The organism is Corallococcus sp. AB045, from assembly GCF_003668895.1.
In the GTDB taxonomy this organism is placed as follows: Bacteria; Myxococcota; Myxococcia; order Myxococcales; family Myxococcaceae; genus Corallococcus; species Corallococcus coralloides.
This window is the reverse complement of the sequence record NZ_RAWN01000040.1, coordinates 42,697-57,957: the sequence shown is the minus strand read 5'-3', so window position 1 is coordinate 57,957 and position 15,261 is coordinate 42,697. Positions and strand designations below refer to the sequence as shown.

Annotated in this window: 9 protein-coding genes and 1 pseudogene; 8 read left to right on the top strand and 2 right to left on the bottom strand. The window is 71.8% G+C overall.

Going from position 1 to position 15,261, the window contains the following annotated elements; genetic code table 11:
- Positions 1-1,214 (top strand): annotated as a pseudogene (locus tag D7Y21_RS41760) (hypothetical protein); the annotation flags it as partial.
- A gap of 22 nt (positions 1,215-1,236) precedes the next feature.
- On the opposite strand, the gene D7Y21_RS12420 reads toward D7Y21_RS41760, so the two are convergent.
- Positions 1,237-2,106 carry a hypothetical protein gene (locus D7Y21_RS12420; RefSeq protein WP_121713329.1) on the bottom strand — a complete coding sequence of 290 codons (870 nt, stop codon included), beginning with the start codon at positions 2,104-2,106 and terminating at the stop codon, positions 1,237-1,239.
- Positions 2,107-2,166: 60 nt separating this feature from the next.
- Between D7Y21_RS12420 and galU the strand changes: the two genes are divergently transcribed.
- The 6 genes from galU (at position 2,167) to def (ending at position 13,275) form a co-directional block, all read left to right on the top strand.
- Entirely contained in the window at positions 2,167-3,069 is a 903-nt protein-coding gene (gene galU / locus D7Y21_RS12415; RefSeq protein WP_120566581.1) for a UTP--glucose-1-phosphate uridylyltransferase GalU, read from the top strand.
- Positions 3,066-3,818, top strand: a complete 753-nt coding sequence (locus D7Y21_RS12410) for a hypothetical protein (protein WP_121713327.1) — start codon at positions 3,066-3,068, stop codon at positions 3,816-3,818. Before galU ends, D7Y21_RS12410 begins: the two co-directional genes overlap by 4 nt.
- Before the next feature lie 101 nt (positions 3,819-3,919).
- Positions 3,920-4,528 (top strand): glutathione S-transferase family protein, encoded by a 609-nt coding sequence (locus D7Y21_RS12405; RefSeq protein WP_120566583.1) that lies wholly within the window; start codon positions 3,920-3,922, stop codon positions 4,526-4,528.
- 176 nt (positions 4,529-4,704) lie between these two features.
- On the top strand, positions 4,705-7,098 hold the full coding sequence (gene priA, locus D7Y21_RS12400; protein ID WP_120566584.1) for a primosomal protein N': 2,394 nt from the start codon (positions 4,705-4,707) through the stop codon (positions 7,096-7,098).
- Positions 7,099-7,114: 16 nt separating this feature from the next.
- On the top strand, positions 7,115-12,694 hold the full coding sequence (locus D7Y21_RS12395; RefSeq protein WP_121713325.1) for a response regulator: 5,580 nt from the start codon (positions 7,115-7,117) through the stop codon (positions 12,692-12,694).
- Between the two features lie 53 nt (positions 12,695-12,747).
- The gene (def, locus tag D7Y21_RS12390) at positions 12,748-13,275 is read left to right on the top strand and encodes a peptide deformylase (protein ID WP_120589295.1); all 528 of its coding nucleotides are present in this window, start codon (positions 12,748-12,750) and stop codon (positions 13,273-13,275) included.
- On the opposite strand, the gene nth is transcribed toward def, so the two are convergent.
- Positions 13,272-13,982, bottom strand: coding sequence for an endonuclease III (gene nth / locus D7Y21_RS12385; protein ID WP_121713323.1), 711 nt, complete (start codon positions 13,980-13,982; stop codon positions 13,272-13,274). The genes def and nth overlap by 4 nt on opposite strands.
- 35 nt (positions 13,983-14,017) lie before the next feature.
- Between nth and ltaE the strand changes: the two genes are divergently transcribed.
- Positions 14,018-15,043, top strand: a complete 1,026-nt coding sequence (gene ltaE, locus D7Y21_RS12380) for a low-specificity L-threonine aldolase (RefSeq protein ID WP_121713321.1) — start codon at positions 14,018-14,020, stop codon at positions 15,041-15,043.
- Positions 15,044-15,261 lie beyond the last annotated feature (218 nt).

Below are 15,261 nucleotides of genomic sequence, written 5' to 3'. Positions count from 1 at the left end.
ACATCCCGCTCCTCAGCCAGATTCCGTCCGAGGACGAAGACGAGGACGCCCAGGAGCTCGGCGCCGGGCCCGTGGAGGCCACGAGCGTCATCGCGTGGGAAGCGCCTCCCGGCCGCATGGACCCCGTGCGCCGCATCCACCGCGCCGGCCGTCCCGAAGGCACCGTCTCCGGCCCGGCCCCCACGCGGCCCCAGGCCGGAGGCCGCCCCACCGTCGGCTCCACCGAGACCCGCGAGACGCCCGCCGCCGTCCCGGACGCCGCGCCCCCCGCGGACGCCACCTCCGCGGAGCCGCTCGTCTTCAAGCTCGTGCGGGAGAGCCCGCTCGACCCGAAGCCCTACCGCGGCCTCGTGGACCACTTCGACCAGCGCGGCGACGGCACCCGCGCCGCGCTCATGCGCGAGCTCGCGGACTCCCTGGAGGGCCGCGACGTCCCAGCGCCCCGCGTGCAGCGCACGCCCCTCACCAACCAGGAGCGCGCCGGCCTGCGCCACCCGGGCCTGCGCACCCCGTCCGGGGAGCTGCTCGCGTGCGTGGGCATCGCGCTGTGCCGGCTGTTCCCGTCGCCCGCGCGCATCGCCAACACCACGGAGCCCCTACGCGCCTCCTCCGGCCCGGGCGCCGCCGCCGTGCTCGACGCGCTGAACGGCGCCGCGCGCCTCCTGGGCGTACCCCTGCCGGAGCTTGTCGCGGGCGACGACGACAGCGCCAACATCACCCCGCTGCACACCAGCGCCCCGCGCCTCGTCGTGGGCCGGCTCCTCGTGCAGCAGCCCCCCACCAACGCCGAGCTGCGCTTCCACGCCGGCCGCGCGCTGTTCTCGCTGTCACCGGACCTGCTCGCCCTGCGCGCCCTGCGCAAGGACCACCTGCTGCGCGCGCTCGCGCTGCTGTCCTCCGTCCTCAAGAACCCCAAGGACGCCGGCGACGACGCCCGCGTGGTGCGCGAGTCCCTGTCTCCCAAGGCCCTGGAGCGCGCCGCCCTCCTGATGGAGCCCGGCACCCGGGACTTCGACGCGAGCCTGCTCGTCGCCGCCGCGCGAGACTCCGCCAACCGCGCGGGGCTCGTCGCCTGCGGAGGCCCCGGGCCCGCGCTCACCGTGCTCCGGGCCCGCCGCCCCAACGACTCGGAGCTGGAGGAACTGGTCCGCTTCGCCGCCTCCGAGCGCTACCTCGCCCTGCGGGACGCCGCCGAAGCCGGCCGCGGCCGTTAGAGCGGCTTCGCCTGGAAGCGCCTCAGTTCACCAGCAACCGCAGCGTGAGCGACAGCACGCGCCCGTTCAGCCCGCCCAGGTCGTGCTGGTACGCCAGGTCCACGCCGCCGCCCCCGGGCGACAGGAAGCCCGCGCCCACCGTCACGCGCGAGATCTTCTGGAAGCCGTCGTACGTGTAGCCCGCGCGCAGCGGAATCGTCTGGTCGAAGATGTACTCCGCGCCGGTGTTGTACGTGAGCACCGTCGAGTCGCGCGTCTCGAAGTCCCCGCGCACGTCGAACGCCACCACCACCACCTGCCCCACGTAGCCCGCGTGCGCGGAGAAGTAGCGCGTCAGCTCCACGTTCTCCGTGTCGATGAGGTTGTTCCCCGACACTCCCAGCGTCAGCTGCTCGCTCAGCCGCACCAGGATGCCCGCGTCCATCGTGATGGAGTTGGCGAAGCGCGACTGGCCATTCAGCCGCAGGTAGTGCCCCGATAGGCCGATGAGCAGCGACTGCCCCAGGGGTATCGCCGCGCCCAGCGTGCTCAGGTTCGCGGACGTGCGCCCCCCGCCGCGCCCCAGCGAAAGCCAGTGGTAGTCCACGCCCAGCGCCAGCCGGCCGCTGCTGGAGTCCGTCAGGTTGATGCCCAGGAAGCCCTCCTTGTTACGAGGGTCGTACGCACCCGTGCCCTCGATGCGGTAGGCCGGGTACAGCGCCATCGCCGCCGGATTGCCCAGGAGTGCATCCGCACCCAGGCCCGTGGCCCGGAAGGCGCCGCCCATGCCCTGGGACCGTGCATTCGCGATGTTGCGCAGCTCATCGGCCCGTTCGGTCGTGGCGGCTCGGGCGAGGAAGGGGACCACGGAGAGCGTCAACGACAGGGCGGCGGCGATGGCACGGAGCGGCATGGCACCGGGGAATCTATCCGGCTTGCTGGGGTTCTGGGCCACCAATAGATTCCCCGCCCCATGTCCTCTCCTGACACGAAGGCAGCGAAGCTCATCCGCAAGTGCGTCATCCCCGCCGCCGGCCTGGGCACCCGTTTCCTCCCGGCCACCAAGGCCGTGCCGAAGGAGATGCTGCCCATCGTCGACACGCCCACCCTCCAGTACATCGTGGAGGAGGCCGTCGCCGCGGGCATCGAGGACGTCGTCGTCATCAACGGCCGCGGCAAGGGCGCCATCGAGGACCACTTCGACATCGGCTTCGAGCTGGAGACCACGCTGCGCGCCCGCGGCAAGACGGCGGACGCGGACAAGCTGCGCGCCATCGCGAACCTGGTGCGCATCATCAGCGTGCGTCAGAAGGAGCCGCTCGGCCTGGGCCACGCGGTGCTGTGCGCCAAGAGCGTCATCGGCGACGAGCCCTTCGGCGTCCTCCTGGGCGACGACATGATCGACTCGGAGGATCCGGGCATCGGCCAGCTCGCGCGCATCTACCAGCAGCACCAGAAGGCCGTCATCGCGCTGATGGAGGTCCCCGACAGTGAGACGCACATGTACGGCATCGCCGCGGGCAAGGACCTGGGCAACGGCGTCATTCAAATCGACCACGTGGTGGAGAAGCCCAAGAAGGGCACCGCCCCGTCGAACCTGGCGGTGATTGGCCGCTACGTGCTGCCCCCGTCCATCTTCCCCATCCTGGAGAAGCAGACCACGGGCGTGGGCGGGGAAATCCAGCTCACGGACGGCCTGGCCACGCTCCAGAAGACCGAAGGTCTGCTGGGCTACAAGTTCCAGGGCCAGCGCTACGACGCCGGTGACAAGGTGGGTTACCTCAAGGCGAACATCGCCTATGCGCTCAAGCGCCCCGACCTGCGCGGAGGGCTCCTGGAGTACCTGCGCGAGGTCGTCAAGACGGAGAAGCCGTGAAGCGTCTCATCGCTGTATCCGCAGTCCTCGTGTCCCTCGCCGCCGGCGCCTACGTGCTGCCCGGCGGCTCCATCCTGCGGCGCATGGCCACCGCGCGGGAGGAGAAGCGCCTGTCGGCCTTCCGCGTGGAAGGCTCCGTCATCTTCTCCTCCACGGGTGTGGCGGAGGCGGGGGCCGCCCTCAACGTCCCCACGGACCGCCCGGAGCTCCAGGGTGACGGCGTGCTGTCCGCGAAGATTCCGGGCCGCTGCCGCTTCGACGCGAGCTCGCCGGACAGCAGCCTCAAGTCCTCCACCGTGCAGGTCTCCGGCAAGAAGCGCGTGGAGGGCAAGGAGATGCCTGCCGTCTCCGTGCTGGTGGCCCAGGTGTGCGCCATCCTCGCGCAGGACGCGGGCAGCGTGCAGGACACCAAGCTCGCCCAGGAGGCCTACCTCCAGGGGCTGGGCGTCAACACCAAGGTCACGTCGCTCGCGCGCTTCGGCGGTGAGGTGGCCTTCGTCCTGGGAGACCCCGCGGAGGGCAAGCCCCAGTTCTGGGTCTACAAGGACGCCTTCCGGCCCGCGCGGCTGCGCTACTCGGACGCGTCCGGGGCGGCCTGGGACGTGCGCTTCCTGGACTACGCCTCGCCGGCCACCGGCGACTGGATGCCCCGCACGGTGGAGGTGTGGAAGGCGGGCCAGCGCGTGGTGCGCTTCACCGCCCTCAAGGCGGACAACCGCTCGGCCGTGCCGGACGCGCTCTTCAAGTAGCGGCGCGCTTCGATTCGCTTGCGGCGGGCGGGGCTGACGGTGAAAGTCCCGCCCGTTCCAGGACCGGGATATCCCCGGTTCCCGGCGCGGAGGCGATTCGCATGAAGCTCCATGGCAACCCGATGAGCACGTGTACCCGCAAGGTCCTCACCGTCCTGGCGGAGAAGGGCCACGAGGTCGAGTTCATCAACATCGACCTGCAGAAGGGCGAGCAGAAGTCGCCCGCGCACGTGGCGCGCCAGCCCTTTGGCGTGGTGCCCGCGCTGGAGCTGGACGACGGCTTTGTCATGTACGAGTCGCGCGCCATCAGCCGCTTCCTGGACCGCACCCTGCCGGGCCCGTCGCTGACGCCCGCGGACCCCAAGGCCTACGCGCTGATGGAGCAGTTCATCGGCGTGGAGCAGTCCTACTTCTCCGGCCCGGCGATGAAGATCGTCATGGAGCGCTTCCGGGGCACCAACAACGAGGAGAACATCGCCAAGGGCCGCGAGGGCCTGAAGCGTCCGCTGGAGGTCCTCGACGCGGCGCTGGCGACCCGGCCGTACCTGGCGGGCAATGACTTCACGCTCGCCGAGGTCTGCTTCGCGCCGTACATGGAGTACCTCTTCGTCATGGGGGAGAAGGACACCGTGGCCCCGTACAAGAACGTGATGGCCTGGTGGGACCGCGTGTCCAACCGCCCGTCCGTGAAGAAGGCCGCCGGCCGCTAGCCCGCCCGCTCGTCCCTCTTCCCCGCAGGCCACCCGGGCCTCTTCCGCACCCTGTCTTCCAGGGTCGGGAGGGGCCCTTCGTGTTTCCAGGGCACCGGGGATGTCAGACGCCCGGGGCACAGTGGATCCCGGGTGCAGGACGGGCGGGCCGGGGAACTGGCGGCAAGAGGTCGGTCATGGAGCAAGAGCACTTCGCGCTGGGTGGTTTTCCTCGGGCACAGGCAGAGGCCCCCTCTCGCGGTTCCATTCCGTTGCGGACGCGGCGTACGGATGTGGGAAGGGAAGTGTCGCAGCGGGAGCACGCCGCTACAGTGCGCCCCGTCGTGAGCGCCACTCCCGCCCAACTTGCCTCTGTCGCCGTAGGCCGTCCCGTGCGCGGGGAGTTCACCTACCTGGTGCCGGAGGCGCTCGGGGAAAAGCTCGCCCCGGGGCAGCGCGTGCTCGTGCCCTTCGGCCGGGGCATGGCGCTGGGCTTCTACCTGGGGCCCGCGAACGCGCCGGTGGAAGGCGGCGTGCGGCTCAAGCCCATCCAGCGCGTGCTGGAGGACTCGCCGTCCCTGCCCAAGGACCTCATCGCGCTCCTGCGCTTCACCGCGGAGCACTACCGCTACCCGCTGGGCGAGGTCATTCGCGGCGCGCTGCCGCCGGGCCTCTCCACCGCGGTGGATGAGAAGGAAGCGAAGCCGGACATCCAGTTCTTCGTGGAGGCGCTCATCACGGAGGTGCCTCCGCAACTGGCTCGCGCCCCGGCGCAGGCCGCGGTGCTCCAGTACCTCCTGGCGGTGGGCGGACGCGCGCCGCTGGACGAGGTGACGCACGCCATCCCCGGCGCGCGCGAGACGCTGAAGAAGCTGGCCACGCGCAAGTTCGTGAAGTGGGTGGAGGTGACGCTCCAGCCCGGCGTGCGCGAGGGCCTGGTGCAGAACCGCCCGGACCGCCTCACCCCGGAGCAGGCCCTGGCGGTGAAGGAGTTGCAGGGCGCTGTCGACGCGGGCGGCTTCCAGCCGTACCTCCTGCACGGCGTCACCGGCAGCGGCAAGACGGAGGTGTACCTGCGCGCGGTGGAGCACACGCTCGCGCGCGGCCTGGGCAGCCTGGTGCTGGTGCCCGAAATCGCGCTCACGCCGCAGCTGGTGGGGCGCTTCCGCAGCCGCTTTGGCGGCGACGTGGCGGTGCTGCACTCGGGGCTGAAGGACCGCGAGCGGCTGTTCCACTGGCAGGCGTTGCGCAAGGGCACGGTGAAGATCGCCGTGGGCGTGCGCTCGGCGGTGTTCGCGCCGGTGGAGCACCTGGGGCTCATCGTCGTGGACGAGGAGCACGACCCGTCCTTCAAGCAGGACGAGAAGCTGCGCTATCAGGCGCGCGACCTGGCGGTGGTGCGCGGCAAGCAGGCCAGCGCGGTGGTGGTGCTGGGCTCCGCGACGCCTTCGCTGGAGACGCTCCAGAACACGCGCTCCGGCCGCTACAAGCTGATTGAGCTGAAGAACCGCGTGGACGACCGGCCCATGCCCACCATCAACCTGGTGGACCTGCGCGTGGAGCGTCCGCGCGAGGGCCAGGTGACGGAAGAGGCGCCCATCTTGAGCCCGCAGATGCTCCAGGCCATGGAGGAGACGGTGGCCAAGGGGCAGCAGGTCATCCTGTTCCTCAACCGCCGCGGCCACAGCACCATCCTCCTGTGCGAGGTGTGCGGCCTGTCGCTCAAGTGCCAGGACTGCGACGTGTGCATGACGCACCACCGCTCGCAGAACCGGGTGGTGTGCCACTACTGCGGCGTGGCCTTCCCGGTCCCGGACAGCTGCCGCGAGTGCACCGGCCCGCTGCTCAAGCTCGGCATCGGCACGGAGCGTGTGGAGGCGGAGGTCCTGGAGCGGATGCCGCACGCACGCGTAGCGCGGCTGGACCGGGACTCCGCGACGAGCGCGGAGAAGCTGACGGAGCTGCTGGCCTCCTTCGCGCGGCGGGAGCTCGACGTGCTGGTGGGCACCCAGATGGTGGCCAAGGGGCACGACTTCCCGGGCGTGACGCTGGTGTGCGTGGTGATGGCGGACACCTCCCTGGCGATTCCCGATTTCCGAGCCGCTGAGCGGACCTTCCACCTGTTGACCCAGGTGGCGGGGCGCGCGGGGCGTGGGAAGGACCCGGGGCGGGTGTTGGTGCAGACCTACAATCCGGACGCGGAGCCGGTGAAGCGGATGCTGGCGCACGACTTCGACGGGTTCTCCAAGCAGGAGCTGGAGTGGCGCAAGGCGTTGGCCTATCCGCCCTTCGCGCGCATGGCGTCCGTCCGGCTGGAGGGTGAGCACCCGGAGCAGACCGCGGGTGTGGCTCGGTTCCTGGGGAACCTGGTGGGACGACACATGCCGCCGGCGTCGGCGGGGGTGCGCCTGTTGGGGCCGGCCCTGGCGCCCATTGCCCGCATCCGGGGCAAGACGCGCTGGCAGTTGCTCCTGAAGGCGCCGACGCATGCGGCGCTCGCCCCACTGCTCGCCCGGTTGGAGGCGGCGTTGGCGGATGTGCCCAATGGGGTGAAGGTCGTCATCGACGTGGATCCCGGGGCCATGCTGTAGACTCCCTGGCTCCCCCATGGGCGCCTCGGTCCTCCTCGTACACGACGATATCGCCACCATCGCCGCCGTCCGGCGACTGCTGTCCCGCGAAGGGCACGAGGTCATCCTCGCGACCTCCGCGGCGGACGCGCTCATTGCATTCGGGCATCACCTGCCGGAGCTCATCGTGCTCGCACCGAGCGTGGAGAGCGACCGCGGGCGCGTGGTGTTGGAGGAGCTGGTGCAGCACCCGGAAGGCCACAAGGCTCGGGTGCTGCTGCTGAGTGAGCCCATCGAAGGCTTCAGCGCGCCGGTGGCGCCGCTGCCCCTGGACGGGCCGAGCTTCGTGACGCTGGTGGACACGTTGATCCGCGCGCCGGCGGAGGCGGATGGCTGGCGCGTGGTGGAGAACCGGACGCTGCAGGAGCCGGCGAAGGGGAGCGCCCCGGCGGCGGACGAGGCCTGGCATGCGACGGCGCCGCGCTCGGTGGGCGGGGACCCCGCGCTGGCGAACGCGCTGTTCGGGGACCTGGCGCCGCTGAACCAGACGGACTGGGAAGTCGCGGCGATGACGCGCGAGGAGCGCAGCGCGCACGCCGTGCACCAGCAGCGCGAGCGCAGCACCCACCTGGCGATGAACGCCGCGCTGGAGCAGGCGCACCTGGAAGTGGAGACGGAGGCGATCGCCTCCATCGACTCCGCGCTGACGGTGGGCACGAAGTCGCAGTGGGCCGGGGCGGCGGAGGAGGGTGACTCCGGCGAGGCATGGGGCGAGGAGGATCCGGACGCGAGCGTCGGCAGTGAGTGGGACGCGGAGCCGCCGAACGCGGAAGGGGTGGACGAGGGCCGTCCACCGGAAGCGCGCACCACGTTGCGCTTTCCGTTCCCGAACGAGGAGGGCGAGGAAGAGGCGCCCGCCGAGGGGCAGCTCGCGTTCCGTGAGGAGCGGCTCACCCCGCCGGGGCTGAAGCCGGTGAAGCCCGCGCCAAAGCTGGGGGACGAGGGGTTCTTCGACGTCGACTCGGACGAGGAGGCGAAGGCGTCGGAGCCGGAGGGCTCGGAGCCGTTGGCGTGGAAGGAGCTGGAGCCGGATCCGGAGCTGGAGGCGCGTGCGTCTCCGGGCGGCGTGGAAGACTCCGACGAGACGGACTTCGGTTCGGTCGCGGACGACGTGGCGGCGGAGGAGCGGGCCGCGGCGGCGGGTGGGGCGGAGGAGGACGCGCCCTCGGAGCCGACCGCGGAGGAGCTGGCGGCGGCGGGCCTGTCGAACTGGGACGTGCTGGAGGCGGACCTCAAGGCCTCCGCCGAGGCGCGCGAGCAGGAGGATGAGGAGTCCTCCTCGGACGCCGCGAAGCCGGTGGGTTCGGACTGGTTCGACTCCGAGACCGTCGAGGAGGCGAAGTCGGAGGGCTCCAAGCCCCTCCAGTGGGCGGAGTCGTCGGGCACCGCGAGCCCGACGGATGCGGCACGCGCGAAGATTGATGACGCGAAGCCGGGCAAGGAGGCGTCGCGTCCGGATGAGGCCAAGGAGTCGCGCGATGGAGGAACGGCGGACAGCGCCGCGCCGCGCGTGAACACCGAGAGGCCGCTGCGTGTCGCGGCCCGTGTCCCGCTGCGCTCGTCGGGCAAGAGCAGCGCGGGTGTCGTGGCGAGCGTGGGTGTCTCGTCCGCGAGCCCAGGCGATGCAGCAGGAGCGGGTGGAAGCGCCGCGGCCTCGGGCAATGCGGCAGGCGCGGGAGGCAGCGCCGCGGGCCTGAGCGACAAGTCCGGTGCTTCGGCAACGGGCGGCACCTCCACGCGTCCGGGCACCGAGTCCGGAGTGGGCGATGCGGCACGTGCAGGTGTCACCTCGCTTCCTGACAATGCGTCGGGTGCTGTTGTCGCGGCAGGAGCAGGGGGCTCCTCCGCGAATCCGCGCGACGGAGCCGCGGATGCAGTTGGTGCCTCGTCGCGCGAGAACGCCCGGCTGGAAGTCCAGGCACAGTCTTCGCCGCTGCAGGTGCCCGGAGGATTGCAGCGGGCGAACAAGACGCGCACGCAGGAGCAGGAGCCCCCCGCTCCAGCGCGCCCGGACGCGGCCGAGCCGTCGTCGGAGCTCGCCGCGGAGCTGGAGTCACTGCGCGAGGAACTCGCGCTGGCCCACGCCGCCATCGAGGAGGCGGAGGCCCGGGCCGCGGACGCGGAAGCCCTGGCCGAATCGGAGCAGTCGCTCCGCGTCGAGCTGGAAGAGCGCATCGCGAGCGAAGAGCGAGCACGCGAAGACGCGAGGCTCGAAGCGGACGCGGAGGTGGAGGCCCGGAGCGCCGTGGAGGTGAGGGCCGAAGCGGAGGTCCACGCTCGCGCCCGAGCCGAGTCCTTGTTGAAGCAGGCCTCGGCGGCCCATGAGGCCTCGGAAGTCCGGGCCGAGTCGGCGACGGAGGCCCTCGCGGAGGTCGAGGCACGGCTCGCCTCCGAGGCCGGAAGCCGCGTGGAGGCCGAAGCCCGCGCGGAAGCCGAGGCGCGCGACCGCCGCGAAGCCGAAGCCCTCGCGGAGATGGCCCGGCTCGAGCTCGTCGAACTCGAGAAGCGGCTCGCCACGGAGGTCCAGGCGCGCGAGGAGGCCGAGCTCCGAGCCCGCCAGGAAGCGCAGACGCGCGAGGAAGCCGAAGCCCGCGCGGAGCTGGAGCAGGCCGCACGCGCGGACGTGGAAGCGCGGCTCGAAGCCGAGACCGAAGCCAGGATCGCGGCCGAAGCCCGCGCGGAAGCCGAATCCAAGGCCCGCGAGGACACGCGTCAGCGAGCGCAATCCGAGTCCGCGCAGGCGGAGAGCCGCGACACCGAGGATGCCGCGCTCCGTGCGGACCTGGAGGCGCGGCGTGCCGAGGCGGAAGCCAGGGCTGAAGCGGAGGCGAAGGCCCGCACCGCCGCCGAAGCGAAGGTGAAGCACTCCGCGCAGGCGCTGTCCCTGGTGGAGGTGCGAGCGCACCAACTGGCCCAGTCGCTGGCCGAGTCCGAAGCGAAGTCGAAGCAATCCGCGCAGGCGCTGGCCCAGGCGGAGACGCGGGTGCAGCAGGCCACGCAGGCGCTGGCGCAATCCGAGGCGAAGGCGAAGCAGTCCGCGCAGGCCTTGGCGCAGGTGGAGGCCAGGGCGCAGCAACTGGCGCAGGTGCTGCTCCAAGGCGAAGCCAAGGCAAGACAGTCCGCCCAGGCGGTGAGCCAGGCCGAAAGCCGCGCCACGCAAGCCGAGGAGGCCCGCGCCGCCGCGGAAGCCACCGCCGAACGAAACGCCGAAGCCCTGCTCCAGGCGGAAGCCCGCGTGGAGCAATTGACGCAGGCCCTGAATCAGGCCGAAGCGCGAGCCACCGAAGCCGAGAAAGCCCGCGACGCCAACACCGAGCAGCTGGCGCAGGCACGGGCCGAAGCAGGGGCCCGAGCGGAGCAACTCCAGCAGCTCCAGTCCAACTCGGGGAGCCGCGAGGACCAGTTCACGCAGGCCCAGGCCGAAGCCCAGGCTCGCATCGAGCAGCTCACGCAGGCGCTCGCGGAAGCGGAAGCCCGCATCGAACAGCTCACGCAGGAGCGCACCGAGGCTGATGCCCACGCGGATCAGCTCACGCAGGAGCGCACCGAGGCTGAAGCCCGCATCGAACAGCTCACGCAGGAGCGCACCGAGGCTGAAGCCCGCATCGAACAGTTCACGCAGGCGCGCACCGAGGCTGAAGCCCGCATCGAACAGCTCACGCAGGCACGAGCCGAAGCAGAGGCCCGCGCGGAGCAGTTCCTTCAGGTGCGCACGGAAGCGGAAGCCCGCGCGGATCAGCTCGCGCAAGCACGCACCGAGGCCCAGGCTCGCATCGATCAGCTCACGCAGGCGCGCACGGAAACCGAGGCACGCGCGGAGGAGTCCACCCGCGTTGGCACCGAGGCCCAGGCTCGCATCGAGCAGCTCACGCAGGAGCTGACCCAGGCCCAGGCCCGGGCGGATCAACTCGCGCAGTCCCTCGCCCAGGCGGAGTCCCGCGCCGAGCAGTCCACGCACGCCCGGACCGACGCGGACGAACTCGCGCGGACCCGCATGGCCCAGGCCGAACAGGCTCGCGCCGAAGCGGAAGCCACCGCCGAACAGCAGCTCCAGGCCCGCACCGCCGCGGAAACCCGCGCCCTCCAGGCCGAGCAGAAGGCCGCCGAAGCCACCGCCAAGGCCACATCCGAAGGCCGGCTGCGCACCGTGCTGGAAGTCCGCCTCGACTCCGAAGGCCGGGCACGCCAGGACCTCGAAGCCCGCCTCGAAACCGAGTCCCAGGCCCGCACCGCCGCGGAATCCCGTCTCGCCGCCGAGACCCAGGCACGCACCGAAGCCGAAGCCCGCGCCCGCTCCGAATCCACGGACCTCACGCAGGCCAAGGACACCCTGCAAGCGCAGCTCGACCAGCTCCGCGAGGAGCTCACCCGCGAGCGCGAAACCCGCGCGAGGCTCGAAGCCGAAGCCGTCGAACAGCGCCTCCAGGCCGAACGCGAGCGCGAACAACTCGAAGCCCGAGCGCAGCGGGACGCGGAAGAGGCCGCGGCCCAGGCCCGCGCCACCATCATCCCCCTCGAATCGCCCGGCCGCCCGGAGATGGCGGTGGCCCGCAGCGGCAGCCTCACGCAAGAGGGCCTCTCGCGCCTCATCCTGCGGCTCTGCGACGCGCGCATGGAGGTGCGCCTGGAGCTCAAGGTGATGAACGCCTTGCGCGTCCTCTGGCTGCGCGACGGAGCCCTGGTCGGCGCCGCGTCCTCCGCGCAGGGCGAGTCGCTCGTCGACCGCGCCCGCGCGGACGGCCTCATCGACGCGCGCCAGGAAGCCGAGCTGCGGCTCGTGCGCAGCGCCACCACCGGCACGCTGCTGGAAGCCCTGCGCGGGCGCGGCTACGTGCGCGAGGCCGAATCCGTCCCGCTGGTCCAGCGCTACACCGAACAGGTCTTCCTGGACGCGCTCGCGGAGCCCTCCACGCTCTACCGTCTGGTGCCGGAGCCCGCGCCTCACGAGGTGGCGCTCGCCGCCGCCACGCGCCCGCCGCTGCACCTGCTCGCGGAAGGGCTGCGCAACACGCTCACCGCCGAATCGCTCCTGGACGCAGCGGGCTCGCTGCGCGCCCAGGTCTCCCGAGGCGACGCGCACATGCCCCCCGCGGACTTCGGCCTCTCCGCCCGCGAGCTCCAGCTGCTCCAGGCCGTGGACGGCGAACGCACGCTGGAGTCACTGCTCCTGGGCGCGGGCCTGCCGCAGGACGGCGCGCTCAAGACGCTCGCGGTGGCGCGGACGCTGGGCCTCATCGCGCTGCATCCGCCTTCGGAGGACGCCCACGGCGGCCTGCCGCCGGAGCTGGACGTGCACCGCCTGGAGGCCAAGTTCGAGGAGATCCAGGACGCGGACTACTTCACCGTGTTGGGGCTCGCACGCTCGGCAGGCAGTGAGGAGGTCAAGCGGGCCTACGCGCTGCTCGCCGCCGAGTTCCACCCGCTGCGCTTCGCCGGACATCCGGACCCCGCGCTCCAGCACCGCGCGCAGCAGATTCGCGCGGTGTTGACTGAGGCCGCCCGGGCGTTGGGAGACGACCGCCTGCGGGGCGAGTACGCCCGTAATCTGCTCGACTGATGCCCGGTGGAACGGTTGCCCGTCGCGGTCCGGAGGGGTTAAGAGTCCCCTCCATGGTTCGCGAGATTCTCATCTGGCCCGACCCCATCCTGAAGCAGAAGGCCAAGCCGGTGGCGAAGGTGGACGACAAGGTCCGCGCGCTCATCAAGGACATGTTCGAGACGATGTACGCCGCCGAGGGCGTCGGTCTCGCCGCCCCGCAGGTGGGCATCCTCCAGCGCATCATCGTCCTGGACACCCGGCCGCAGCAGCCGGACTCCAAACCCCTGGCGATGATCAACCCGGAGTTCGTCTTGCTCGAAGGGGAGACGACCTACACGGAGGGCTGCCTCTCCATCCCCGGTGAGGCCGAGGACGTGGACCGCGCCGCCTTCGCCACGGTGCGCTACCTGGACGAGGAAGGCCAGGAGCAGACGCTGCGCTGTGACGGCCTGCTGGCCATCGCCGTGCAGCACGAGACGGACCACCTGGACGGCACCGTCTTCGTGGACCACGTCTCCACGCTCAAGCGCGAGTTCATCCGCAAGCGCATGAAGAAGCTCAAGGCGTCGCGCGAGCAGGGCGCTCCGGCGTCCGCTTAAGCCTTCGCGGTGGCGCGCACGCCCTTCTTGGGGCAGCGGTCCGCCACCACGCAGGAGCCACAATCGGGCGAGCGCGCGAAGCAAGTGCGCCGCCCGTGCCACACCAGCAGCTGATGCCCCAGCGTCCACCGCTCGCGAGGCAGCAGCGCCTGCAGGTCCTTCTCCACCTTGTCCGGGTCTTCGTGGGTGGTGAAGCCCAGCCGGTACGCCAGCCGCTTCACGTGCGTGTCCACGGGGAAGGCCGCGTCGCCGCCCAGGTGGATGCACACCACGCCCGCCGTCTTCAGCCCCACGCCCGGCAGCTCCGCCAGCGTGTCGCGCGTAAGCGGCACCTGCCCGCCATGCTCCGCGACGAGCGCGCGCGCCGTGGCGACGATGTTCTTCGCCTTCGCGCGGTACAGCCCGCAGGTGCGGATGAAGGGCTCCACGTCCGTGGGCTCGACGCGCGCGTAGGCCTGGGCATCCGGGAAGCGGGCGAACAGGGCAGGGGTCACCAGGTTGACGCGCTTGTCGGTGCACTGCGCGGACAGGATGACGGCGACCAGCAGCTCCAGCGGCGTGCGGTAGTCCAGCTCGATGCGGGCGTCCGGCATGGCTGCTTCCAGACCGTCCAGGACCGACACCGCACGCTGCCGCTTCTCACCCACTGTCTCTCGCCGGGCCACGCGGGCGTTGTATGTCACGGGGCGGCCCCGCCCAAGCGCCATGGCGGGGCATCCCTTTTCACGCAGCGAGGAGAACCATGAAGCCCATCGACTTCCGCTCCGACACCGTGACGAAGCCCACGCCCGCCATGCGCAGGCTCATCGCCGACGCGGAGGTGGGCGACGACGTCTACGGCGAGGACCCCACGGTGCGCCGGCTGGAGGAGCGCGTGGCCGAGCGGCTCGGACTGGAGGCCGCCGTCTTCGTCCCCTCCGGCACGCAGGCGAATCAGATCGCCATCGGCGCGTACTGCCGCCCCGGCGACGAGGTGCTCACGGAGGAGGGCAGCCACATCCTCCAGTACGAAGGCGGCGCGGTGCCGGCGCTGTGGGGCGTGCAGCCGGGGCCCCTGCCGGGCGAGCGCGGCCTGCTGAAGCCGGAGACCGTCGCGGCGGCGGTGCGCGAGGACAACATCCACAACCCGCGCACGCGCCTGCTGTCGCTGGAGAACACGCACAACCGCGGCGGCGGCACGGTGTGGCCGGTGGAGCGCTTCAAGGCGGTGGTGGAGGCGGGGCGCAAGGCCGGGCTCGCGGTGCACCTGGACGGCGCGCGGCTGTTCAACGCGGAGGTGGCGGCGGGCCAGCCCGCGTCCGCGTGGGCGTCGCTGACGGACTCGACGTCGGTGTGCTTCTCGAAGGGGCTGGGCGCGCCGGTGGGCTCGGCGCTCGCGGGCAAGAAGGACGTCATCCGCGAGGCGCGGCGGCTGCGCAAGCGGCTGGGCGGCGGCATGCGGCAGGCGGGCATCCTCGCGGCGGCGGCGCTGTACGCGCTGGAGCACCACGTGGAGCGCCTGGCCGAGGACCACGCCAACGCGCGCCGGCTGGCGGAAGGCCTGGCCCAGGTGCCGGGCGTGAAGGTGGACCTGGCGCGGGTGGAGACGAACATGGTGTTCGCGGACCTGGTGCGACCGGCGGCGGAGGCCTCCGCGCTGCTCCTGAAGCAGGGCGTGCTCGCCAACCCCACCGGCCCGCACTCCATCCGCCTCGTGTGCCACCTGGACGTGTCCACCGCGGACATCGACGACGCCCTGGCGCGCGTCCGTCAGGCCTTCGCCGGCTGATCCGGGCGGGCCCGCCGCGGTCCTCCAGAACCTGTCCGACAGTCGGACAGGTTGCAGCTGCTCGGCGTGGATGGCGCGGGGCCCCTGGCCACGGTGGCTGATCCGGCAGGCCCGACAGGGAAGGGCAGGGGGCGCCGGCCAGCGCGGGACCCGCCGCGGTCGTCCCAACCTGTCCGACAGTCGGACAGGTTCGCGGGGGGCGCCGCGGTCGGGCAGCC